Origin of the sequence: Candidatus Tisiphia endosymbiont of Oplodontha viridula, assembly GCF_964264865.1 — a bacterium.
Lineage (GTDB): Bacteria > Pseudomonadota > Alphaproteobacteria > Rickettsiales > Rickettsiaceae > Tisiphia.
The window spans coordinates 1,413,228-1,438,892 of the sequence record NZ_OZ183486.1 but is presented as its reverse complement, the minus strand read 5'-3'; the positions used below and the strand labels follow the sequence as shown (position 1 = coordinate 1,438,892).

Here is a 25,665-nt window from a genome sequence, read left to right as displayed (position 1 = left end):
CTAATTACATAACTTCACATATTCACGATTTAGTTGTACTATATTCCAAAACCACAAAATAACTATAATAATAAAAATTGTTAGTAAATAAACTACTATTGAATCACATGTGGCAGTAGGCACTATAATAAATATAAAAGACTGGATAAAAGCTCCTAAGGACTTACCAAATTTAATACCAATAACCTCAACAGCAGCTTTACCTTTTGTTCGAAGTTCTAATGATAAAGGAATATATGCCATTTCCTTTGTTGAATCAAATAACGAATATTTAGTTGATTTACTTAGAATATTTTGTACTCCTCCGATAATTACAGCCGCATAAATTGGATTAAAGTCCTTTATACCAAAACTTATATATTCTGAGAAAATAACAAAGATAAAAAACATTAAGCCAGTTATAAAAAGCATTAAGGGTGTTAATAATGCTGAAATTAACCAAGTAAATTTCCTAATCACATTACTACCAACTATCATAAAAGTAACGCTAGAAATTCCCATCCAAATATTAAACCTACCCATAAAATGTATATAATCTAACGTATTGGGATTAAGCTCCCTTACCTTAGCTTTCCACGGACCTTCTACTATATTAATTAGTAGTGCATAACAAATTATCAATAAAGCAATGCGTCCAATATATTTTGAGTTAATAACCAACCTTATACTATCCATAAGCGATAAGGAAGTTTTTGCCTGTATTTGAACTATTTGGAAATCAGCCTTTAGCACCTTGTCATTCAAAATAAAATAATTAATTAACCTAAATAATACCATGGAAATTATACCGGCAAACACTATTATAGAAATAACAGGTTGTAGCATTAGTTCTGACTTATATTGCAAATCTTCATTTATTATAACTTGAGCATCGACTACCCCTCGTACATTTGAGAAAGCTACTAATACATTGCCAGCTAAAATCAAACCAACATTACCTACCATTCCTAAAATTGGATAGAAACGTTTCGCTTTACTGGTATCAAAAATATTATTAGCAAATTGCCAAAACATTAGATTAATAATTACTGCACTCCATAATTCTGAACAGATATACATGAGAGCATAACTCCACTTACCCATTATCTTGATAAACCATCGAAAATTAGGATACAATGATACTAAATGTTCTACCTGCTCAGCATTTGGATGATAAAAGTCCTGATTAGGGTAAATGATATAAGCAAATATCAGGAAAAAAAGCAAAAAACTCGAAATTACTATATAAAAAATATATTCAAAACGTATGTGATTACTAAGTTTTACATATATTATAGTAAATAATATAGAGGAAGGAAGAACAAACCAAAGTTTTAGAAAACTAATGACTTCTGCTCCTATTGATGGTATGACCAATCCGTCTTTAACGGATCTAAGTGTTCCAAAATTAAAAAGAATACACAGCATCATTAATGCCATAGGCAAAAAAAGTTTCAATTCCTCTCTTTCTATAGGCCAAATGATTTCCTGAATTTTAGTAAAAATACTTTTGAATGGTAACATTATTTTATACAAAAAATTACCTAAAAACTAACACTATCTATTTAACATAGATACGTAATGGAAGTCGAACTAAACCTTTTAAAGCTCTATGCAAATAAAGTCAATGAAAATAAACATATTTTTCTATTAACAAAATATTTATGTGACAAAATTATAGGACAACGAGACATAACTTGCCTTGTAGGAAAATTTTTAATATGCTACAAAAGACCCTAATTCGGGATAAGAATTATAATTCTTATCCCGAATTAGCTGTGATATAAAGAAAAATGTACTCTTGAAGCGGTTCTGCGAGTACATTTTAACTTTTTTACCGTTCAATAGATGATTTTAATTATTAAAATCATCTATTGAATGCAAATTATATTTTAACAATCAGGTGTAGAACCGCTTCAAACCTGATTGTTTCTATATATACAGCCGAATTTGGGATAACTTGTTATCCCGAATTCGCGTAAAAGATAAAGTAAAATGATAATGTTATGTCCATTAGGTCAATATTAGCCATATATTTATTGTTTCTTTTTCCGTTATATTTATATGTTAATGTGGCATATGCTAATATAGACGTAGAAATTGCTGAATCACATAAATGCTCAAGGATGTTTCCTTACTTTGAAAAGATACATAAAATTCCTCCTAATACGTTACACTCGATAGCTTTAAAAGAATCGGGCAAAAAACATACTGAATATAAAATTAAAGTAGTTTGGCCTTGGACTGTCAATATTGAAGGTAAAGGCTATTATTTTAATACTAAAAAAGAGGCAATATCATTTGTAAAAAAACAAATTATTCAAGGCAAAGAAAATATTGATGTAGGATGTATGCAAATCAACTTAAAACATCATTTAAATGCATTTAACTCTTTAAATCAAGCTTTCAATCCTAAGAAAAATGTCGCCTATGCTGCTAAATTCCTAAAAGCTAAATATGATCAGTTAGGTAGTTGGCACAAAGCAATTGCTCATTACCATTCAGCCACCCATGAGTTTGGCTATAGATATAAACAAGATGTTATCAAAATTGCTAACAATATGGATTTGTATAAAAACTCTATTAACATGTATAGTGGGTACAATTATTATAATAATACACCTACTCTGCCAACAAACATGCTTTTGAGGAATAAACAGAGAGCTTCATTTGAAAGTAATATTAGGAAATATAAGAGTAATATTATGGTAGTATTACCAAGAGCTAGCTAGAGGTAACAATTATATTTGATCGTGAGAAGTTAAAATCTAATCGTGACAAAGTGGTGGATAATATCGCTGAGTGTGCGTTTTTTAAATATGCAGCATTCGATATTATTGAGCGTCTAAATATTATTGATAAAGAATTTCCTGATATTTTAGATTTAGAATGTCGTACTGGTATACTAACTAAACTATTAGTGCAGAACTATAACTATGCTATAATTGTAGCGGCTAGTACATCAAATGCTATGTTACAATCGTTTGACCATACTCCCAAATTACTAATTGATGAAGAAAACTTACCATTTAAAGCAGCTAGTTTTGACCTAATAACTTTTTCCTTAGGTCTACACTGGATCAATGATGTACAAAATTTTCTGTTACAGATAAAACGTATTTTAAAACCAAATGGTCTATTTATTGGTAATTTTATCGGTGGTAACAGCCTAAAAGAACTACGAATGAAATTCATTGAAGCTGAAATAGCATTAAGTCGCCCTCACTTCCAACATGTTTCCCCTTTCATCCATTTTGATCACGTAACACCTTTACTAGGACAGACAGGATTCACAGAAATTATCGTTGATTATGAAAATATTCAGCTGAGCTATAAAAGCCCTTTAGATTTCATTAGAGAACTAAAGAATATTGGAGAATCTGGAGCATTATTAAAAAACTCTCATAACATAATATCGAAGCAAATGCTTTCTATTCTAAGCAATGATACTAACACTTTTACCGAACAAATTAATATAATCAGCTTCATTGCCTCTCCGAGTAAGAATAGTATAAAAATAACTCGTAATTTAAAACAGTAGGAAAAATAAGTATTTATAGCTTGCTCTTACTTTCTCCTTACATTATTATAAACCTCAGTTTTGGATTAAAATTTTTAATTTTAATCCAAAACTGGCTAGAATATCAGAAAAATGCATTCTTGAAGCGCTTCTACGAATGCATTTTAATCTATTATCGCTAATAATCTTATTTTAAAATAAGATTATTAGCAAATGAAATATTTAACAATCAGGCGTCAAACCGCTTTAAGCCTGATTGTTTACTTTCTCATTCCAATTTCGGATTAATGAAATTAATCCGAAATTGAGGAATTATGGTATCTTATGAAAGCACACTGTTCAACAGTTACAAGTAAGGGACAAGTTACTATCCCATCATATATTAGAAACAAGCTACACTTATCTTCTGGTAGTAAATTAGAGTTCATTATGCAAGATGACTCTTTTATAGTAGTGCTAATTAATAAGCCAGTTAAAAATTTAAAAGGAATACTACCCAAACCAAAAACACCATTAAGTATCGAAGATATGAATGAAGCCATTAAGAGCGGATATGATCGGAATTGATACTAATGTTTTAATTCGTTATTTGATCCAAGATGACGAAGTACAGAGTAGCAAAGCTACAAAACTAATTGAGCAATATTCAGGTGTTAGTGATTCTATATTTATTAATAACATAGTAGTTTGTGAAATAATTTGGGTTTTAGGGCGAGGTTATAAATATTCAAAAAACCAAATAATAAATGTACTAAAAGAAATATTTGCTACTATAGAATTCCGCTTTGAGGATCACAAAACTTTATCGCTAACTGTTAGAGAATATGAGAACTGTAATACAGATTTTGCTGATATTTTAATAGGTAAACTAAATGAACTAAGTGGTTGTAGTACTAGTTTCACTTTTGACCATAAAGCATCAACTCTGCCAATATTTACTACAATAAAATAATCAAAAAATAATTAAATTAAATTCAAATTAGCTATTAGTGTTCGTATATTTATGGTTTATAATACCATTAATTATTATAAGTAAGGGAAAATATATGCAAGAATTTGATTTAATAGTAATTGGTAGTGGTCCAGCTGGTTATACAGGGGCAATAAGAGCAGCACAGCTGGGTATGAAAGTTGCATGCATAGAAAAAAGGTCAACGCTTGGTGGTACTTGCCTAAATGTTGGATGTATTCCTTCAAAACTATTACTAAATTTTTCTGAAAAATTTAATGAGGTATCAAACCATTGTGCTGATATTGGTATTATGACCTCAACCAAACTTGATTTACAAAAAATGATGACTAAAAAAAGTCAAGTAGTGTCAGACTTATGCAAGGGTATAGAAAGTTTGTTTATAAAAAATAAAATCACTAAATTTAGTGGAAGTGCCAAGTTTATTTCAGCCAATCTTGTGGAAATTACTAACGGTAAAACAGTTGAGTCGATTTCGGCTAAGAATATTTTAATTGCTACTGGCTCTGATATTATTGAAATACCCAATATTGTTGTAGATGAGGAATATATAGTTTCATCAACGGGAGCTTTGAGCCTTCCTAAAGTTCCAGAAACTATGGTAGTAATTGGCGGTGGTTATATAGGTTTAGAGCTTGGTTCGGTATGGAATAGGCTTGGTTCTAAAGTAACGGTTATTGAATATGCTGATAGCATTGTCCCAGCTTTAGATAAAGAAATTATTAATCAATTTACTAAAATCCTACAAAAACAATCCATTGAATTGCGACTGAATAGTAAAGTACTATCTGCTGAAAAAAAAGCAGGAAAAGTTACTTTAAATATACAACAAACATCTGCTTCCTTAGTAGAGCAAATTACTGTTGATATAGTTTTATTAGCTGTCGGCAGAAAAGCCCATACAACAAATTTAGGTCTAGATAAATTAGCAATTCAAACGGACAAACAAAACAGAATTACGGTGAATAGCCAATTCCAAACAATAATCCCTAATATTTATGCCGTTGGTGATGTAATTGCAGGACCTATGCTTGCTCATAAAGCAGAAGAAGAAGCTGTCGCTGCCGTCGAAATTATGGCGGGTCTAGCTGGTCATGTTAATTATAATCTTATTCCAAGTGTAATTTATACTTGGCCGGAAGTAGCAAGTGTTGGTTTAACTGAAGAACAACTAAAAGAAGCCAAGATTGATTACAAAGTTGGTAAATTTCCATTTTTGGCAAATAGTCGGGCGAGAAGCACAGGTTCTACTGATGGGATGGTGAAGATATTAGCTGATAGCATAACTGATAAAGTACTTGGGGCACATATAATAGGACCTTGCGCTGGAACTATGATTGCAGAACTTGTAGCATTTATGGAATTTGGTGCTTCTTCAGAAGATATAGCGAGAACTTGCCATGCCCATCCTACCCTAAGTGAAGCTATAAAAGAGGCGGCTCTAGCTGTAGATAAGAGGGCTATTAATTTTTAGGATTTTTACTTTAGCTTACATGGTAAAAAAGATGTTGCCCTTACGCCTTCAATGTTACCCCATAACTGTTGAAAGTTAAAAAATCGTCTATTAGCGAAGTACTGTTGTAAGGCTTAAAGCGTCTATTAGCGAGCGAACGTACGTGAGCGTGGCAATCCATGAAGCTTGTCATACAATTGCTTCGTCGACCTACGGTCTTCTCGCTAATAGACGATTTTTTAACTTTCAACAATTGTGGGGTAAATTGGTTTTTACACAACAAAACCAAATAATTTTTTGATTTCAGTAAGAGTTTTAGAAGCAATAATTCTAGCTTTATCCGCTCCTTCATGTAGTGTAGTTACTAGATAATCTTGGTTTTTCATTAGCTCTATATATTGAATATTAATGGGAGTCAGAGTTGTGATGATAATATCAGCTAGATCATCCTTAAATTTAGCAAAACCAGTATTTTGGTATTGTTCAACTATTGTCTCAACATTAATACCAGATAAACTGCAATAAATGTCAATTAAATTGCTGATTTCTGGTCTATTTTGACGATCATAACTGATTTCAGCTAAATGATCTGTTTTAGCTTTTTTAATTTTTTGGTAAATTTGATCCCGGCTATCATTTAAATTAATACGAGATAAATCAGATGGATCAGATTTACTCATTTTTTTACGACCATCTTTTAAACTCATTATTCTTGCTCCTGAGCTTTGAATTAATGGCTCAGGTAATTTTAGAACTTCTTGATTAAACTTTCTATTAATAATAGCCGCAATATCTCTAGTAAGTTCTAAATGCTGTTTTTGATCATCACCAACAGGGACGCAATCAGCATTATATAATAATATATCAGCTGCCATTAATACTGGATAAGACAATAATCCTAAACCAGCACTTTCTTGGTCTTTTCCAGCTTTGTCTTTAAACTGAGTCATGCGTTTAAGCCAACCAAGTGGGGTAACGCAATTTAATATCCAAGCAAGTTCAGCATGTTCCTTCACCATACTTTGTGCAAATATAGTGGTTTTCTCCGGCAAAAGTCCTGTTGCTATATACATAGCAACAGTTTGCAATATGGATGAGTTTAGCTCAAGAGGTAAGCGATCTATAGTAATAGAATGCAAATCAGCTAAAAAGAATAAGCAATTGTACTCATCTTGAATCTTAAGCCAATTAGATATTGAACCAAGATAGTTTCCTAAATGCAAAGCCCCTGTCACTTGAACTCCAGATAGAGCTGTTTTTTTCATTTAATTTCCCCAAATAATTACTAATTATATCTATATGTAGACGTAATTTTATGCTATTGTACCCGTTAATTATCAACAACTAAGATTAACCAACCATGTTTTGGCGTTTAAGAGTATTAACATTTTATGCATTACTTGCTATATTTACCATTACATTCTTCCTTATATGTTACATACCCGTAACATTTTTTAATGTCAACTATTATATACGTTATAGGATTGGAGTTATTTTTTCCTATGTATTTATTTGGTTGGCTAGAATCTTTTGTGGTTTAAAATACCAAGTTTCTGGTCTAGATAAATTACCTTCTGTTCCTTCTTTAGTATTGTCTAATCACCAATCATGTTGGGAACAAGTATTTATACAATTAATTATACCTGAACATTCTTGGGTATTAAAAAAAGAGTTATTTAATATCCCCTTATTCGGTTGGGGTCTGCAAATGGTTAAGCCAATTGCCGTAGACCGTAATGTTAATATCTCGGTTAGTCAAATTTTAAGAGAAGGACAGGAAAAGATAAAAGATGGTTTATGGTTGGTTATTTTTCCTGAATCTACTAGATTTAGACCAGAACAAAATGCTAAATTTAAACCTAGTGCAGTAAAATTAGCATCACTAGCAAAAGTACCGATCGTGATGATGGCTCACAACGCAGGGGTATACTGGCCAAAAGGTTTTTGGATTAAGAAACCAGGGGTAATCCAAGTAAAGATTATTAATGTTATTCCTGTAGAGGAAATAGAACAATCTGATGTTCGAGAATTGACAAGCAAGATAGAACAGGTAATCAATACCGAAAAGCAAATATTATTTGAACAAGCTGGTATACTCAAATGATTTAAAGAATTGGATTTGAAAATGAGGGGCAAGCAAGCAGAAGAATATACTTCCGAAGGAACAGGGATGACACCCACAACTGTTGAAAGTTAAAAACCGTCTATTAGCGAAGCACTATTGTAAGGCTTAAACCGTCATTGCGAGCGAACGTACGTGAGCGTGGCAATCCATGAAGCTTGTCATATAGATACTTTTAACTTACAATTGCTTCGTCGACCTACGGTCACAACTGTTGAAAGTTAGTAAACACAGCTTCTCTATACGTCTATTAGCGAGGAAACCGTAAGGTTGACGAAGCAATCCAGTAACATCATTTATCTATAGATTGTTTCCTAGATTGCTTCGCTTACGCTCGCTAATAGACGCTGTGGTATAGGTACTTGTAAACTTTCAACAGTTATGGGGTGGTGTCCTCTAAGAACACCTTTTTTTATTACAGCAATTCTGATTAAGCATGTTCAAGGCCACTTACTAACTCAACAGCACCTGCTAAAGTTACATGATTAGGGTAAAGTCCATCTAAAACAAGTTGACTCGCCTCACTCCATTCATTTGGAGGGGATTGCTCTGGAACATAACGTGTATTAAATTTTTCAAACCAAGTTGCGGTTTTGTCACCACATTTTCCATCAACTTCAATACCATAACCATGCTCTTTTAACTGTGTTTGAACATGAGAGACTTTTTGACCTTCATCATCTTTTCGTATTAATATGTGTTCTGCTTGTTCTTTCGTAGTAGGTATAAATTTACCAAACCCAGCATCTGCAAGTTGTTTCCAAGGGAAAAATTTTCCGGGTGCTATGTGCCTTTCAGCGACTTCACCCAGCCCTACAAGATTGTCCTTATTATCCCAATTTGGGTATCTAACTTTAATATCTTCAAGTAATTTTATTACTTTAGTTATTTGAGAATCTGTAAAAGCACTTTTTGCATCATTAATAAACATGATGCCTATGCCAAGGTCATTAACCTTTTCTTGCCCTTTCCAACTACTCTTTCCAGCATAAAAGGCTTTTTCTTTTGAATCATTATGGTATTGATATTGTTGCTCATTCTTAGCATTTGGTTCTTTATCTATTATGTAATGTACGCTTGTTCCATTATATTGCATAGTATCTATTGCAGAATTTAATGTATTACAAACGGAATAGGTTAGTACTACACAACTTGGCTCTACCCCCGGTTCTCTAGGTGCAAAAAATTTACTATCATTAGTAGTGCTAACACCATTATTTTTACTCATTACGACCTCCATTAAATAATTTTAACCTAATTATATTTACGCTGAACAATAATATATAGCCAAATTGTTTAGTGTATACTCACTAGGTTGTTATATCTAGATATAACAACCTAGTACTTAATATTTGTAGCATTGTATTTTTATTGAGTCAATACCTTAATCAGTTGAAATACTTACGCTCAGTTACAACTTCATCTTCATTAGAGGAGGCTGTTTTGTTATTTTGCCATTTCTTTGCAGATTCGCGTTTATTACCATTATTATCGCTGTTATCTTTATAAGACTCAGATTTTTGATTAGTTATAACGTCCTGAGTAACTTTAGCATCGATATTTTTTATGGTTAATTTTGCTTTGCCTTTATTGTCAAAACCAATAAGTTTAACTTTTACTATATCTCCATGTTTTAAAACACTAGATACAGATTCAATACGTTCTTTTGAAATCTCACTAATATGTATAAATCCATCACGATTACCTAAATAATTGATAAACGCTCCAGAGTCTAATATTTTAACAACAGTTCCATTGAATATGCCACCAATTTCAGGGTCAAAAGCAATTGACTTAATTTTTTCGACAGCCATATCTAGCTTCTCTTTGCCTATAGTCGAAACAGTTACATTGCCATCGTCGCTTATGTCAATTTTAGCCGATGTCATATCACAAATTTCGCGTATTACTTTGCCACCCGGTCCTATGACGTCTCTAATTTTATCTTTATCAATTTTAAAACTTTGAATACAAGGTGCATACTGGCTAATATGGTTATTGGTTTTATTAATAGTCTTATCCATTTCTTGTAAAATATGAACAAGACCAAGCTTTGCTTGAACTAAAACATGCTTCATTATTTCAAACGTTACTCCAGATATTTTTATATCCATTTGTAATGCGGTTATGCCGTGTTTACCACCAGCCACTTTAAAATCCATATCTCCAAGATGATCTTCATCCCCCATAATATCGGATAATACTACAAACTTATCACCTTCTTTTATCAAACCCATAGCAATACCTGCTATAGGAGTTGTGATGGGTACTCCAGCATCCATTAGAGCCATTGAACTACCACAAATAGTAGCCATAGATGACGAACCATTACAGGAGGTAATTTCTGACACTACTCTAATAGAATAAGGGAATTGTTCTTTAGTTGGCAGCATGCGGTTAATGGCTCTCCATGCTAGTTTACCATGCCCTATTTCTCTACGTCCAGGAGCTCTTACTGGGGTTGCTTCGCTTACTGAATAAGGAGGGAAAATATAGTTAAGCATAAAACGCTCTTTATATTCCTCGTCTAAACTATCAACAATTTGTTCATCTTGACCAGTACCTAGTGTTGCAACTACTAAACTTTGTGTTTCCCCTCTAGTAAACAAGCTTGAACCATGTGTTTTTGGCAACAAAGCCACTTCACAAGCTATGTTTCTTATATCTTCCGGTTTTCTACCATCGATACGAATATTGCTCTTTAATACGTTTTGCCGTAATATTTCTGATTCTACTTCTTTAAGAGCGAACTCAACCTGAGCATTAGTAAGATTATTATTAGCAATATCTTCGGCAAAATGTCGCTTAATTATATCAGAAACATGTTTTACCGCTAAGACCCTTTCTTGTTTTGATTTAATAGAAAAAGCATGCTGAATATCTTCTGATGCGATGCTTCTAATTTGTTCCTTTAAGCTAGTAGGGAATAAATCGGCAAGCTGTAATTTAGGTTTCCCAGCACTTTTTACTAAATCATTAATCAATTCAATTACAGGCTGTAATGCCTTGTGACCAAACTCAATAGCTTCCAACATTTTTTCTTCGGACAATAGATCGGCTTCAGATTCAACCATCATAACTGACGTCTTAGTGCCTGCCACTACTAAGTCTAATTTACTAGTCTTTAATTGGCTAAATGAAGGGTTTAATATGAATTGATCATTTATCAAGCCAACTCTGCTAGCTGCTACTATATCTTGATAGGGGGCGCTAGACAAAGCCAATGCAGCCGATGCTCCGATAATTGCTAATATATCCGTATTACATTCAGGATCGTATGAAAGAACAGTACAGATTACTTGCGTTTCATTAAGAAAGGCTGGGTGGAATAATGGCCTAATCGGTCTGTCGATCAAGCGTGAGACTAATACTTCTTTTTCTGACCCTTTACCTTCTCTTTTAAAAAATCCTCCAGGTATTTTACCAGCAGCAAATGCCATTTCTTTGTAGTGTACAGTAAGAGGAAAGAATCCTATCCCTTCTTTTACTTCTTTGCTACTCACGGCAGTACATAATAAGACACTTCCTCCCATTTTTACCATAACTGCTCCATCAGCTTGACGAGCAATTTTACCAGTAGTTAATTCTAGTAGTTTCCCACCTAATTCTATCGTTTTAGTTATTTCTTCAAACATTCTTATTCCTTATTTAATGAACAAAAAACCCGGCTAAAATTTTTGATTTTTTAACCGGGCTTTATTTTACTTTCTTATTCCTAGTTTATTAATCAACGACAAATATCTGCTTAGACTTTGCTTCTTGATATAATCCAACAATCGACGCCTACGACCAACTAACATCAATAATCCTCTTCTCGAAGAAAAATCTTTGTGATTAGTTTTAAAATGCCCTGTTAAGTTATTGATTCTTTCGGTTAGAATTGCACATTGCACTTCACTAGAACCAGTATCGTTTTCTTTAGTAGCATATTCTGTAATTAATTGCTGCTTACGCTGTGCTGTAATCGACATCATTAATCTCCATGTTTATTTTTATTAGGTTAACCTGAATTCGATGTAACAAGTTACATCGAATTCAGTATTATATATAGAAACAATCAGGTTTGAAGCGGCTGCCCACCTGATTGTTAAAATATAACACTCCATTCAATATGTGATTTTAATTATTAAAATCACATATTGAATGATGAAAAAAGTTAAAATGCACTTGCAGAACCGCTTCAAGAGTGCATTTTTCCTTATAACAAAGCAAGTATCGATATAAGAATTAATAATTCTTATATCGAACTGATGTTAGGTTAAATACTCGAAAAGAATTAAAGCAATTTTCACTTAAGCTACCAATTGCTAAGAGAGAGCCATGATATCGAATCCAAATTAATTCAATATTTTCAGGATAATCAAAATAGCATTTCTGACCATGAATGATTTTCTTAGCTTGGTCAATAGTAGCATCAAGCACCAGGATGTCGTCCAGTACTGCTTCAATCTTTATAGCTTTTTCTGCAAGAAACTGTTGCATTTCTTGCTTTTGTATATCAAGTTCTGTTAATTTAATAGCATTGCATGCTGTAAATATTCCAACTTTAGTACGCTGTAATTCTACCACAAATCCTAAACTTTGCAAGGATAAAGCAATATCTTCTGCTAGAGTCCTTACATAAGTCCCTTTAGAGCATTCAACCTTATAGCTAGCTTGATTATTTTGGTGGTTGAAATTAAGACATTCTAAATTATATATTTCAATATTTCGAGGAGTTAATTCTACTGCCAAATCTTCTCGTGCTAATTTATAAGATCTAATACCGTTAACTTTTATAGCAGAAAAGGCAGGAGGACGTTGTTTTATTGTACCTATGAATTTTTTACATATATTATGGCAATCAATTGAAGTGGGAATATTATCAGTAACCTTTATTATTTTACCTGCAGCATCTGCTGTATCAGTTTGCCTACCAAACTGCACCGTGAAAATGTAAGTTTTCTTTGCATCTACTAGAACTCGCACTAATTTTGTTGCTTCACCAATTGCCAAAGGTAATACACCTTCAGCTTCAACATCCAAAGTCCCACAATGACCAACTTTAGCCCCTAAAAGGTTTTTCTTAATGATAGAAACAAGCTTTGCTGAACTTATGCCTTTAGGTTTATAAATATTAAGCCAGCAATTATTAAGGTGAAACGTCATTTGTTCGGTTATTTACGAATATTGTTAGCATAAGAGTAATTTAAATCTTAGAATAATCCTATCCTATGAAAAAAACACTATATTTTCTTACAAAAAAGCACTTTGTATATCAAAATATATATTGTATATATAGAATGTTATGATAAAATAGAAATGATAGGCTAACTATATATTAAACATAAACTTAAAGATACTTGCAATATGCATCTTTGTTTTTTTTATTAGCAAAGCTTTTGGTAGCTTATCATATGAGGTTTATCATTTTCCTAAGGATAAGAAGCTTAGAATTAAGTTGGAATTTACTTCTCCTAATTCAAATCAAACAGAATTATATATTCCTCATCAAGTTTGGGGACATGATTTGTCTAATCAAATAAAAAATATTCATGTAGAAAATGGTGTTTTTATAAAAAATGCTAATAAAATAACGCATAAACCCAATCAAAAGATTATTGTATGGTATGATATATTGAATACTCAAGAAAAACTTGGATCAAATTATTATACTTACATAATCGACCAAGGATTTTATTTTTTATATAAGTTTGCCTTAATATGCCCCAAATTATATACAAACGGCGAAAGTATAGATGTAGATATTAAATTTGCTAGTCATAATGATGTATTTACTAATTTTGGCAATATTGCTGCTAATAAAATACAAAAGCTTAATCTTACTGCAGATAGCTTAATTTCAAAGGGATTTGCTATATCTGGAAACCATAGTATCTTACAAAATGTAAATTATAAGGGTAACAACATAATATTTTTTAGTATAGATACCAAATCACAGGAAAGCTTAACAAAACTTTTGTATGAAATAATAAATGCTCAAGAGAGATTCTTTGAAACAAAGAATAATGATAATTTGTTTGTATTCATAAATAACCATAGAAAACATAATAGTTTCTATGGTACTTTAATTGGCGGTAATACTGTTCTGTATCTATTACCTGAGAAGTTTAATGTAAATGATTTTAATATTAAGCACCTACTGGCACATGAAAATTTGCATAAGTGGATAGGCAATACTCTGATAAAGGAAAAAGAGGAAACACTATATAAGTGGTTTACAGAAGGATTTACACAGTATTTTACTGACAAGATTAATTTAACTAATGGAATTGTAACATTTGAAGAATATTTAGGGAACTATAACAAGATTTTACAAAAATATTATACCTCTCCTTACTTATTATTTGATAATGAAACTATATCAAAATTATATTGGGATAATGCTCTAGCTAGCGAGTTACCATATGACAGAGGCTATATAATAGCATCTGTACTAGATCTAAAAATACAAAACCTAACTAATACTCAGTTTAGTTTGGATAATCTTATAAAAACAATAGTGGCAAATCATACTCATAATAAAAAAGAGAAATTCACTACCACAATTATGATGCAATATATTAACAATATTACCAAAAGTAACTTGAAACGTACAGTTAATAAATTTGTACAATATGGTAATTTTGATTTAAGTAATTTCTTAAATAACTCAAAATTACATTATAAAAAAATTGCCATAAATGATTATGGGTTTGATATTACAAATTTTCAGAAGATAGTTAGCAACTTAAAAAAGGATAGTGCAGCATATAAAGCTGGGCTACGTAATAATGATAAATTCAAGAAAATTCATATTTCACAAGAAAATCAAGAAGCTATAGCGGAAATAACCATTGAACTAATTAATGGAAGATTAATAAAATATTATGCTAAAAAGAAATTAATAAAAATTCCTGAATATACCAGTATTTATAAGTAGGCAGGATTACCAAAAGCTAAAAAACAGAAACTTGATTTTAATGAATTATTATTGAGTGGTACAAAATTTGTTCAACTAGAAATCAAGAGAGTGAGGGAAAAGACTTGAGTGATGAGATATCTTCTAGTACAGGGCATTTAAACATTGCAGCTTATCTAGCCATATTATATAATAGCTATACTCTTCTGCTTTGAAAAATTGTTTTTTGAAAATATCATGGATTCGCATGCGTAACTATACTATTATGTACGTTCCGCTTGCTCACCATTCATTTTCAAATCCAATTCTCCAAATCATTTGAGTATATATTAGAAATTGTTTCGGTATTTATGAACAAATGGATCTATTATTTTGGTACTAACGGCGGGGAAGGCAATGCCCAAATGAAAGACATACTCGGTAGTAAAGGAGCTGGTCTTGCTGAAATGTCTAACTTAAATTTACCTATTCCCGATGGTTTTACTATTACTACAGAACTTTGTAATTATTTTTATAAAAATAATTACAATTTGCCTAAAAATTTTAATAAGGACTTAGCGGTAGCTGTTAAAAATTTAGAAAATACTACTGGTAAAATTTTTGGGGATCATAAAAATCCACTACTACTATCCGTCCGTTCAGGCTCAAGAGCTTCTATGCCCGGCATGATGGATACTATACTTAATCTTGGGTATAATGATCAAGTTTGCGATGTGCTATCCAGTACTGGAAATGAAATTTTTGCTCTTGACAGCTACCGAAGATTCTTAGAAATGTACGGATCAACAGTATTATCCGTTTCAAACGGATTATTTAAGAATGCATTTGAAATGCATAAGAGCAAATGTAATATTTATCAAGAAAATGAAATTACTGGGGATTTCCTAAGAATAATAGTTGAAGAATTTAAAAAGATAATCTTTAATCATTGTGGTGAATCGTTTTTTGATCCATATACACAACTAGAAGAATCAATAAAAGCCGTATTAAAATCTTGGACAAGTGATAGAGCAATAACTTATAGAAAGCTACATAATATACCCAATGATTGGGGTACAGCGATTAATGTACAGTCAATGGTTTTTGGTAATCAAAACAATAATTCTGCAACAGGTGTAGTATTTTCACGTTGCCCTGCAACTGGTGAAAATAAGCTTTTTGGCGAATATTTAGTAAACGCCCAAGGTGAAGATGTAGTGTCAGGGACAAGAACCCCAAGCCCTATTATGTCAAACGATCATAATCTTGACTGCTCAATGCAAACAGTTATGCCACAAATATTTGAGCAATTACAGGGAATTTGTAAGAAGTTAGAACTACATTACTTAGATATACAAGATATAGAATTCACCGTGGAAGACGGTAAATTCTATATCTTGCAAACACGTACTGCTAAAAGAACAGCTTTAGCCAGTATTAAAATTGCCACGGATATGGTACAAGAAGGACTGATTACTAAACAACAAGCAATAATGCGTGTAGATCCGGAATCGCTAACTCAGCTTTTGCACACGGCTATTGATTATAGCAATACTCTAAGCCCCATTGCTAAGGGACTACCAGCATCTCCTGGGGCTGCTACTGGTATAGTAGTTTTTTCTCCATATGATGCAGAGAAAATGTCGCATCACCATAAAGTGATTTTGGTACGCCATGATACTAGTCCTGAAGATATAAATGGTATGTATGTTTCAGCCGGTATTCTTACAGCTAGAGGTGGAATGACATCACATGCGGCTGTAGTCGCTAGAGGATTAGGAAAACCATGTGTTTGCGGGGCAAGTGATGTGGTAATAGATGAAAAAAAACAGCTCTTTAAAATAGGGGAAACTATTATTAATTATGGTGACTTAATAACTGTAGATGGTGGAACAGGAAAAATCTTTTTAGGGGAAGTACCACTTATTCAGCCTAGTTTTACTAAGGAATTTCAAACAATTCTAGATTGGGCAGATGAATTTGCTACTTTAAAAGTTAGAGCCAATGCTGAAACTATTTTAGACGCTGGTGTTTCCATGAAATTTGGAGCATGTGGAATTGGACTATGCAGAACAGAACATATGTTTTTTGACCCTGATAAAATTCCATTAGTACGAGAAATGATAATTGCTCCTGATATAGAACGGAGAAAACATGCGATAAATAAATTATTGCCCTTGCAAATTCGAGATTTTAAGGCATTATTTCGAATTATGCATGGTAAAGCCGTAAATATAAGACTGCTTGACCCTCCTTTACATGAATTTTTGCCAACAACAGAGATTGATAAAAGAAGCTTAGCAGATATTATGAATCTACCTTTATCTGTTGTGGAACAACGTTTGCATGCATTATATGAAGTGAACCCCATGCTTGGACATAGAGGATGTCGCCTAGGTATTTCTTATCCTGAGATTTATCAAATGCAAATAATGGCAATTTTTACTGCTATCAGAGAATTGCAAATTGAAGAAAATATAAATATTGTTCTAGAGTTAATGATTCCTTTAATCAGTGATGTTAATGAGCTAAAAGCTTTAAAGATACATATACAAGATGTGATCATTGACATGGAGAATACTAACCAATATAAGTTTGATTTTACTCTTGGTACTATGATCGAGCTACCAAGAGCTGCTTTAAAAGCTGGAGAAATTGCCAAGCAGGTAAATTACTTTAGCTTTGGTACCAACGATTTAACCCAAACAACTTACGGCATTTCTAGAGATGATGTAGCGTCATTTTTTCCAGACTATTTGGAAAAAAAAATCCTTGCATTTGATCCTTTTAGTAAATTGGATGAGGAAGGGGTTGGTGAGTTAATAGAAATTGCTATAAAACGTGGGCTAAAAAACAACCCTACATTAAAACTTGGCGTATGTGGAGAACATGCGGGCAATCCTGATTCTATAGAGTTTTTTCATAAAATTGGTTTGCATTATATATCATGTTCACCATACCGTATTCCTATCGCAAGGATTGCTGCAGCTCAAGCGGGAATAAAGAGATGTGGGTAAAAATATCCAGGTAAATCTATATTAATTATTATTTCTTTACCAAATATTTTCTCCGGTAAGATTATTCTTTTGGCATGTAGTAGCATTTCCTTGGATAAAGCTATTGCTTCTTGAGTGCCATATTTTGTATCACCTATTATGGGACAACCCAGCATTTTCGCATGAAATCGAAGTTGATGCATCCTACCAGTAAGAGGAGTGAACTCAACCAGCATTAAATCCTTATTGGTCAAACCATTACAGCTAACCCGATTAGCATTTAGCCATAATAAACTGGCGTCATTGCGAGGAGACGTAAGTCGACGAAGCAATCCATTTCTAATCACTTTCCTAGATTGCTTCGTCGCTACTAAAGTAGCTTCTCGCAATGACGTCTGTGAATTGGGAGTAATATTAGTCGGGTTAGCTATATTTAAATTCTTAAGCACCTTATAGCGAGTTACGGCTAATTTGCCATGTTCCTCATCATTTTGCACAGTCTCATACACCCCTCCCCTATTCTTCCCTATCATACCACTAATTTCTCCTTCATGTTGCGGAAGGTTACCTAAAACTACGGCAATATAGGTTTTCTGAATATTCTTTTCCTTAAAGGCTTTCATTAATTTTATACTACTCGCATAATTTTTCGCGATTAGTAATATACCTGAAGTATCTTTATCTAACCTATGTACTAGTTTTAAATCTGCCCCTTGGCTATTTAAATATTGTAGTGCATCATCTATAGATAGGCTTATTTTACTACCACCTTGGGTTGCAAGACCTACCGGCTTATTAATTGCTATAAGCCACTCATCCTGATAAACTAGGTAATCCTTCATTAACTTACCGGCTAGTATAACTGCCGAACTCGAAAAAACCCTATCAGAAGCTTTTTGAGGTTCTAAATTTAAACTATCCTCTATAAAAATTTGATCACCGGCCTTTATTCGCAAATTTGCCGCTACCTTACAAGAATTAACCATTATCTGTTTAAACCTTAAGGCACGCTCAACCATCCCTTGGGTAAGGCTAGGATATAACTTCTTCAAGTAACGATCCAACCTACAAGGCAGTTCTATATCTACATTTAATATTGCCATAATGAGAACATTAATACGCTATTTAATCAGGGCGATTTAGGTAACTGGTCGCTCTACCAGCTAATACCCTACTATTTAATAACCTTTTATTTATTAGCTTTACGAACATAATTGAGGCGTATGGTTAAACGAGTACACTCCCTTCTCCTTAGTTTAAATCAAGAAAAATTTCAGGATGTTTTTGTACTATTCTTAATAAAGATATAGCTGAACCACGGGGTTTACGTCTTCCTTGTTCCCATTCCTGTAATGTTCTTAAATTAATGCACATTAATTCTGAGAATTCTTTTTGTGAATAACATAATTGTTTCCTAATATTTATTATCTCATTATTACTTTTTATTGTCTTTATTGTACCTTTTCCTTTTTTTATATCTTTGATAGCTGATAAAAGTTCTGCTCCTATATCCCTTTTTTTTGCTTTCATAATTCTAATTCTTCCTTAATTTTTCTTAAAATACCAATTGATATGTTTTCAGTTTCATTTTTTGCATAAATGGTTAATAACCATATTTGCTCTTCTTCCATTTTATAATAATAAATAATCCTAACTCCACTTCGTTTACCACTATCTTTAGTAGACCATCGTATCTTTCTAAGTCCTCCACTTCTAGGTATCAAATCGCCTGCTTTTGGATGTAGAGATAATTCCCATTGAAATGCAGCATATTGATCATCAGTAAAATAGGACCTTAATAACTTACTAAATAAAGGGGATTCAATATATTCCATCACTATATAATACGTCATTGCCGTATAAAATCAATTATTTTATTAGCAAATGCTAGGTTGAACCCCAAGTTATACCATTTCCCAAAACTAAATTAGCACTAGGAGTACGAGTGTCGAGCACCGGAGCGTACATACTAGTACGTGAGGAGCGGAGATCATGAAGTACGACGACGTGATGATTAGTTTTCGGAAATGGTATTATTAGCAAAAGTAGAATTATGTAATAGGTCTATGCACTCTTTAACAAAAAATACCCCCATAATATACATGATAATAGTATAATAGCAAAAATCTGATGCACTAAGGCCATTAATATAGGTACTGAATATAAAATGGTAATTATGCCAGCTAACATTTGTAATATCAGTACACCAACAATATAATAAGCGACTTTGTTTAATTTAGGATGCTTGGTTTTTATTAGACTCAACACTAACAAACCAACACTAGTACAAACAATATACGCTCCAATTCTATGGATAAACTGAACAAAAACAGCATCACTTAAACTATCTCTACTCAGTAGTTTAAAAGCTATTTCTTGAGGTATAAAACTATTCCCCATTAACGGAAAGCTATTATATACAAGCCCTGCATCAAGACCTGCAACTAGACCACCTAGAAAAATCTGTATATAAACTATAATAATAGTTAATATACAAAAGAATTTTGCTAAATTTAAACTTATTGTCCGTTCAACTAGTAAAATATCAAAGCTATTTTTCATCAACTGATAGAACAGTAAATTATAGATAATAACTGCAATAACCAAATGACAAGCTAAACGGAAATGACTTACATATGGCTGCAAAATTAGACCACTTTTCACCATATACCATCCCATAAATCCTTGGACTGCAAATAATAACAATATCGCCAAATATACAGGCAGTAACCTTGTATCAATCCGTCCACGTACAAAAAAATACAGTAATGGTACTAGATACAACAAACCTGCTACTCTGCCAGCAAAACGGTGAATAAATTCAAGCCAAAAAATAAATTTAAACTCTGAAAGAGTCATATTAGTATTTTTTTGCTTATATTCGACAGATTGTTGATATTTAGCAAACTCATCCTGCCAGTCAGCATTACCCAGCGGGGGAACGACACCTGAAACCGGTTTCCATTCAACAATTGATAAACCAGCATCAGTAAGCCTAGTGAGACCTCCTAAAAAAATCATAAATATTACCATGCAGCAGCATACCACCAACCAACGCTTTACTAGTATTTGTGACATAAAACATAAACTCAATGCTCTGTATAATTTTGAAGACTATTATACAACAGGCGGTTTTTTATTATAATTAAAACTAATCGCAAATAAGGTGTAAATTGGGTTAAGCCAACCAATAGCTGTGATGTCTAAGTTATCTCTATCTATGGTAATTGTCATATCAGATCCAGGACTATCTGGGTCATATATATGAAAAGTTATCGTTTTTTCTTGTAATATATATTTATATGCTACTACTTGATGGTGTTGGATTATATTTAACCATGTTTTAGGATTAAAAAAACTTGCTTTTGCTCTAATTAATCCAACTAAGACAGGAGTATCTGTATCAATTGTTTGCATAATAATAGGATACTGATTACTTAATTCTTTTGCATCAGTACTTTTGGCAGTAAACATAAATCTAAAATAATTAAACAAAGCTTTTACGGTGAGACTAGCCACCTGACAATTTTTTACAAAGGTAAATAGTTGAGGATCAGTTTTTATACTTGGAGTAATGTTGTTTTTAGGTGTTACAATTTTATACTTATAGTATAAGATTGATGCTAAAGACATACCACCACATAAGCCATTTTTTGCATTCCCTACTGGAATACCATACCAATAAATAACATAGGATTCAAATTTGTTTGTAAAACGGAATGTATATTGTTCTAGAGTAAAATCTTTAACCTGATGTTCTTTTATAAAATTCATTAGATTATTGGATGAATTTTGGACTGTCATATTGTACCTTATTAAATTAATAATAATTTATTAGTATAGCAGATTTTTTTAGCCCACTAATACTGATACTCATTATTTTTTAAAAAATTTTATCCATAACTAATTCCTATTTTTAATCAGGATATCTACTCTTCTGCTTTAAAGAATTGTTTTTTGAAAATATCATGGATTCGCATGCGTAACTATATTATATGTACGCTACGCCTTCTCACCATTCATTTTCAAATCCAATTCGTAGGATCATTTGAGTATATTATTTTATCACAAATTGCATCTATAAACAAATCTTCTATTTTCCCAGTTTTACGACTTTTCAGTTCAGCCACATTATTTTCAGCTTTTTTAGGACCAACGATTATTTGGTATGGTGATCCTATAAGATCATGAGTGGCAAATTTGCTACCAGCTCGTTCACTAGTATCGTCGTATAACACTTCTATATTATTTGCTGTTAGTTTATCATATATGCTTCTAGATAAGCTATTACAGTAATTATCATTTATGTTCAAATTTATTAATGATACTAGAAAAGGAGCAATATTTGTAGGCCATATAATCCCTTTATCATCGTGACTTGATTCGATTATGGCGGCTAGAAGTCTTGAAATACCAATACCGTAAGAACTCATTTCCACTGGCACAAGATTACCATTATTACTATTTACTAAAGCATTCATGGCTTTGGCATATTTTGTGCCAATATAAAAAATATGCCCAACTTCAATACCCTTACTACTGGCAAGATCATGTTCTGATAACAGGCATTTATCAGGGTCATGTTTTTCTTCTGCTGCCGCATATAAGGTTTGTAATTTTTCAATATCTAAACTTTCCTGATCTGTTAAAGATAGGAATTTTTTATCATAAAAAATTGTACTCTCACCATTATCAGCAAGAATATGGAACTCGTGGCTTAAATTGCCACCAATTGGACCATTATCAGCAAGTACTGGGATTACAGTTAAACCTATATCACGAAATGTTTGCATATAGGCTAGATACATCTGATTATAGGTTTTTACAGCACTTATTTGATCTATATCAAAAGTATATGCATCTTTCATTAAGAATTCTCTACCACGCATAACCCCAAAGCGAGGTCTAATTTCATCCCTAAATTTCCATTGAATATGATATAAGTTTTTTGGCAAATCCTTATAGGACTGAATATTATTTCTAAAAATATCAGTAACCATGTCTTCATTAGTAGGCCCAAACAATAACGTATTATCATGGCGATCTTGGAATTTTAGCATTTCTTTGCCATAATTCTCAAATCTTCCAGATTCCACCCATAAAGATGCTGGTTGAATACAAGGCATTAATATTTCAATAGCCCCTACCTTGTTCATATTAAGTCGAACGATATTTTCAACATTTTTAAGGGCTTTTAAGCCTATCGGCAACCAGCTATAAATCCCAGCAGATTGCTGTCTTATCATACCGCTTCTAAGCATCAACCGATGAGAAACCACTTGTGCCTCCACTGGTTCTTCCTTCAGCACAGGTAAAAAATATTTTGATAGTAACATAAAGTTTACCTTGGATTATTTTTTGGAAATAATATTTAGGAATTCGTGGCGATATTTCTGCTGCTCTATATATATACCTGTATAATGCATAGTATTCATAATACTATCATTTTGCATAACTCCTCTAAGGGTCATACAGCTATGTAATGCAGAAATCTTAACCGCAACACCTAGGGGCTTAATATATTTCTGTAATGTTTCAGCAATTTGTACAGTCATCTTTTCTTGAATCTGTAGTCTCCTAGCAAAAACATCAACTATCCTAGCGAGCTTGCTGATACCTATTATACAATTATCAGGTATATAAGCTATATTTACCGTACCAGTTATCGGTAACATATGATGTTCACAAAATGAATTAAAATGTATGTCTTTTAGCACTATGAAATCCTGAAAGTTACAAGTATCGTAAAATTTAGTCGTTAATATTTCTTCCACATCTCTATCATACCCAGAAAACACTTCTTGGTAAGTTTTTATTACTCTATCAGGAGTTTTTAGTAGTCCTTCCCTATTTGGATCTTCACCAATAAATCGTAATAAAGTTTTAACTGCCTCTTTGGCTTCTTCTACAGTAGGTTTTTGCAAGTCCATTATTTTTATTATACTAATTATTTAAATAACATCCTTCTACCACAAATAATAACAAACATCAAGCCACCAACAATAGCAATCCCGCCTCCACCACCCATGATGCCCATCAGTAACTTATTGGTAACCGGCATTTCTACCCAAGGTGTTTTTCGTAGTACTCCATACCCACCAGCAAAGAGCAGAGCTATAATATGTAACATCTGCCCTATAGTTATCGTTATAATTGCTGTTGTGAAATATGAGTTCTTCTGCTGTTTATCGTCACATAGAAGAAAGCAGAAACCCATAAAAGCTACACTAATCCCAACAATTGAACCGTGATAGTGTGCAGGAATAGTAACATTCATGCCTGTAATTAATATACCAATAAATCCCCCGGACAGAAATAATATACTGGAGCAAATTATGGTTGTCTTCACCAAACTCATTTGCACTTCCCTGATGTCCTTGCTTCCCTTTATGTCATTTCCGCTTTCGCGGGAATGAAACCATTTTACCTCATAAAACATTACTATCAAAGATAAAACCGGTGCTATTCCTCCCCCATATTTCATTTGTTTAGTGTAATATTCTTTGAATTCAGCATCTATAATATCATATAATAAGTGTCCACTAATAGCTGCAATACTTATAATAAAATTTAAATATAATAGTGCAAGGTACAGCTTTTTAAATCTTAATTCCTTACCTATCCAAGCATGGAATAACACTGTCATTACTAATATCAAAATTTGCGTGTAAATAAATTGTAATAAATGCCCACCACTCCAAAAAAGCAATTCATAATAAAATTCTATATCGACTGGTACAAGTTTAATAATTTCTTGTAATTGGCAATAAGACCAAATAAAACATACCCATACTAACACCCATATTATTACGGTAGAAAGGATAGTAAAATTAATGAGGGAGTTAAAGTAAGATATTTTGCAACAGTTCCATAATGTATATAAGGCAAATAACAATACAGATACACCAAACAAACTAATTCCGAGAATAAATATTATATTCTCCAACATTGGTATGTAATTGTTCATTACAGGAAAATTTTGACCAAAAAATGGTGATAAAGCTATTAGTGCAGTAGAAATAAATGCTATTATTACACATGCTATGCTGAAAGTAGTTGACTCTAAATTATAGCTCCAAACACATGCTGTAACTGACATCAACCAAACTAGGATTGATAAATTAACATGAATAACCAAAGCTGAACGAAAAATTTCTGTATTTGAAAATAAGTTAATTAACATTGGAGTGCGGAGCATTACCAATATTATTGAATACACCCCAGCAAGAGCAAGCGAAAATATACCATTTCCAAGCCAGTAAATAGCTAACTTATTACGGCTTAATTGTGGAATTATATTCTCAAGATTCATAAAGAATACTTACGAATGGTGGGTTTGAGAAGACTTGAACTTCCGACCTCACGCTTATCAGGCGTGTGCTCTAACCAGCTGAGCTACAAACCCATTAATACCCTTAGCATTTCAAGTGTTAGCAGTGTCATGCATCAGATATACTTTTTTAGCTGGCTTCACTTGGGATTATAAACCCAACATACGCAGATATGTTTATGGTTTTAAGTACCCTAAAGTGGTGGGCTCGCCGGGATTCGAACCCGGGACAACCTGATTAAAAGTCAAGTGCTCTACCAGCTGAGCTACGAGCCCTAAATACGCTCTCGATGTCATTCCTAGCTAAAAGCGGGAGTCCATGCTTAAGAGCCATATATAATAAGCTTTACTTTATCGTTTAAAAAGGTTATGTTGTCAACAATTATTTTGTGTTGTCAACACTTAAATTTTAGTA

Annotated in this window: 22 protein-coding genes and 2 tRNA genes; 8 read left to right on the top strand and 16 right to left on the bottom strand. The window is 32.6% G+C overall.

From position 1 onward, the window contains the following. Entirely contained in the window at positions 1-1,503 is a 1,503-nt protein-coding gene (locus ACFEL1_RS07005) for an Npt1/Npt2 family nucleotide transporter (RefSeq protein ID WP_375330899.1), read from the bottom strand. A 482-nt stretch (positions 1,504-1,985) separates the two neighbouring features. Here ACFEL1_RS07005 and ACFEL1_RS07000 point away from each other — a divergent pair, with 482 nt between their 5' ends. The 5 genes from ACFEL1_RS07000 (at position 1,986) to lpdA (ending at position 5,943) form a co-directional block, all read left to right on the top strand. Continuing rightward, on the top strand, positions 1,986-2,711 hold the full coding sequence (locus tag ACFEL1_RS07000; RefSeq protein WP_341762082.1) for a lytic transglycosylase domain-containing protein: 726 nt from the start codon (positions 1,986-1,988) through the stop codon (positions 2,709-2,711). A gap of 62 nt (positions 2,712-2,773) precedes the next feature. After that, positions 2,774-3,520, top strand: a complete 747-nt coding sequence (locus tag ACFEL1_RS06995; RefSeq protein WP_410521704.1) for a methyltransferase domain-containing protein — start codon at positions 2,774-2,776, stop codon at positions 3,518-3,520. Between the two features lie 303 nt (positions 3,521-3,823). Next, positions 3,824-4,066, top strand: coding sequence for an AbrB/MazE/SpoVT family DNA-binding domain-containing protein (locus ACFEL1_RS06990; protein ID WP_375330898.1), 243 nt, complete (start codon positions 3,824-3,826; stop codon positions 4,064-4,066). Continuing rightward, positions 4,053-4,451, top strand: coding sequence for a PIN domain-containing protein (locus ACFEL1_RS06985; protein ID WP_375330897.1), 399 nt, complete (start codon positions 4,053-4,055; stop codon positions 4,449-4,451). Before ACFEL1_RS06990 ends, ACFEL1_RS06985 begins: the two co-directional genes overlap by 14 nt. 94 nt (positions 4,452-4,545) lie before the next feature. Beyond that, the gene (gene lpdA, locus ACFEL1_RS06980; RefSeq protein WP_375330896.1) at positions 4,546-5,943 is read left to right on the top strand and encodes a dihydrolipoyl dehydrogenase; all 1,398 of its coding nucleotides are present in this window, start codon (positions 4,546-4,548) and stop codon (positions 5,941-5,943) included. A 251-nt stretch (positions 5,944-6,194) separates the two neighbouring features. Here the strand turns inward: lpdA and trpS are convergent, their stop codons facing one another. Further along, complete coding sequence (gene trpS / locus ACFEL1_RS06975; RefSeq protein WP_375330895.1) at positions 6,195-7,187, bottom strand: tryptophan--tRNA ligase; 993 nt, start codon at positions 7,185-7,187, stop codon at positions 6,195-6,197. A gap of 95 nt (positions 7,188-7,282) precedes the next feature. Here trpS and ACFEL1_RS06970 point away from each other — a divergent pair, with 95 nt between their 5' ends. Further along, positions 7,283-8,026 (top strand): lysophospholipid acyltransferase family protein, encoded by a 744-nt coding sequence (locus ACFEL1_RS06970; RefSeq protein ID WP_341762076.1) that lies wholly within the window; start codon positions 7,283-7,285, stop codon positions 8,024-8,026. A 448-nt stretch (positions 8,027-8,474) separates the two neighbouring features. Here ACFEL1_RS06970 and ACFEL1_RS06965 read toward each other — a convergent pair whose 3' ends face one another. From ACFEL1_RS06965 to truB, 4 genes are all read right to left on the bottom strand, one after another. Continuing rightward, a complete protein-coding gene (locus ACFEL1_RS06965; RefSeq protein WP_375330894.1) occupies positions 8,475-9,272 on the bottom strand; it encodes an N-acetylmuramoyl-L-alanine amidase in 798 nt (265 codons plus the stop codon). A gap of 160 nt (positions 9,273-9,432) precedes the next feature. Then, positions 9,433-11,679, bottom strand: a complete 2,247-nt coding sequence (gene pnp, locus ACFEL1_RS06960) for a polyribonucleotide nucleotidyltransferase (RefSeq protein WP_375330893.1) — start codon at positions 11,677-11,679, stop codon at positions 9,433-9,435. 66 nt (positions 11,680-11,745) lie between these two features. Next, entirely contained in the window at positions 11,746-12,015 is a 270-nt protein-coding gene (rpsO, locus tag ACFEL1_RS06955) for a 30S ribosomal protein S15 (protein WP_341758004.1), read from the bottom strand. A 256-nt stretch (positions 12,016-12,271) separates the two neighbouring features. Then, the gene (gene truB, locus ACFEL1_RS06950) at positions 12,272-13,192 is read right to left on the bottom strand and encodes a tRNA pseudouridine(55) synthase TruB (protein WP_341763111.1); all 921 of its coding nucleotides are present in this window, start codon (positions 13,190-13,192) and stop codon (positions 12,272-12,274) included. A gap of 292 nt (positions 13,193-13,484) precedes the next feature. On the opposite strand from truB, the gene ACFEL1_RS06945 reads away from it, so the two are divergent. Together ACFEL1_RS06945 and ppdK are read left to right on the top strand one after the other, a co-directional pair. Further along, a complete protein-coding gene (locus ACFEL1_RS06945; RefSeq protein WP_342278830.1) occupies positions 13,485-14,966 on the top strand; it encodes a hypothetical protein in 1,482 nt (493 codons plus the stop codon). Between the two features lie 329 nt (positions 14,967-15,295). Continuing rightward, on the top strand, positions 15,296-17,941 hold the full coding sequence (gene ppdK, locus ACFEL1_RS06940) for a pyruvate, phosphate dikinase (protein ID WP_375330892.1): 2,646 nt from the start codon (positions 15,296-15,298) through the stop codon (positions 17,939-17,941). Here ppdK and ACFEL1_RS06935 read toward each other — a convergent pair. The 10 genes from ACFEL1_RS06935 to ACFEL1_RS06890 all read right to left on the bottom strand — a co-directional run bounded on the left by ACFEL1_RS06935 (position 17,914) and on the right by ACFEL1_RS06890 (position 25,526). Beyond that, positions 17,914-19,023, bottom strand: a complete 1,110-nt coding sequence (locus ACFEL1_RS06935) for an RluA family pseudouridine synthase (protein WP_342278832.1) — start codon at positions 19,021-19,023, stop codon at positions 17,914-17,916. The genes ppdK and ACFEL1_RS06935 overlap by 28 nt on opposite strands. Before the next feature lie 148 nt (positions 19,024-19,171). Then, positions 19,172-19,450, bottom strand: coding sequence for a helix-turn-helix domain-containing protein (locus ACFEL1_RS06930; RefSeq protein ID WP_341755153.1), 279 nt, complete (start codon positions 19,448-19,450; stop codon positions 19,172-19,174). Further along, complete coding sequence (locus ACFEL1_RS06925) at positions 19,447-19,773, bottom strand: transcriptional regulator (RefSeq protein ID WP_342278833.1); 327 nt, start codon at positions 19,771-19,773, stop codon at positions 19,447-19,449. The genes ACFEL1_RS06930 and ACFEL1_RS06925 overlap by 4 nt, the downstream gene beginning before the upstream one ends. A gap of 211 nt (positions 19,774-19,984) precedes the next feature. Continuing rightward, a complete protein-coding gene (locus ACFEL1_RS06920; RefSeq protein WP_342278834.1) occupies positions 19,985-20,998 on the bottom strand; it encodes a COX15/CtaA family protein in 1,014 nt (337 codons plus the stop codon). A 39-nt stretch (positions 20,999-21,037) separates the two neighbouring features. Next, on the bottom strand, positions 21,038-21,724 hold the full coding sequence (locus tag ACFEL1_RS06915; RefSeq protein ID WP_375330891.1) for a hypothetical protein: 687 nt from the start codon (positions 21,722-21,724) through the stop codon (positions 21,038-21,040). Between the two features lie 221 nt (positions 21,725-21,945). Next, entirely contained in the window at positions 21,946-23,256 is a 1,311-nt protein-coding gene (proS, locus tag ACFEL1_RS06910; protein WP_375330890.1) for a proline--tRNA ligase, read from the bottom strand. Between the two features lie 15 nt (positions 23,257-23,271). Continuing rightward, positions 23,272-23,844 carry a GTP cyclohydrolase I FolE gene (gene folE, locus ACFEL1_RS06905; protein ID WP_341762203.1) on the bottom strand — a complete coding sequence of 191 codons (573 nt, stop codon included), beginning with the start codon at positions 23,842-23,844 and terminating at the stop codon, positions 23,272-23,274. 23 nt (positions 23,845-23,867) lie between these two features. Further along, positions 23,868-25,232, bottom strand: coding sequence for a hypothetical protein (locus ACFEL1_RS06900; protein ID WP_375330889.1), 1,365 nt, complete (start codon positions 25,230-25,232; stop codon positions 23,868-23,870). Between the two features lie 16 nt (positions 25,233-25,248). After that, positions 25,249-25,325, bottom strand: a tRNA-Ile gene (locus tag ACFEL1_RS06895). A 125-nt stretch (positions 25,326-25,450) separates the two neighbouring features. Beyond that, positions 25,451-25,526: transfer RNA gene (locus tag ACFEL1_RS06890), tRNA-Lys, on the bottom strand. Positions 25,527-25,665: the final 139 nt, after the last annotated feature.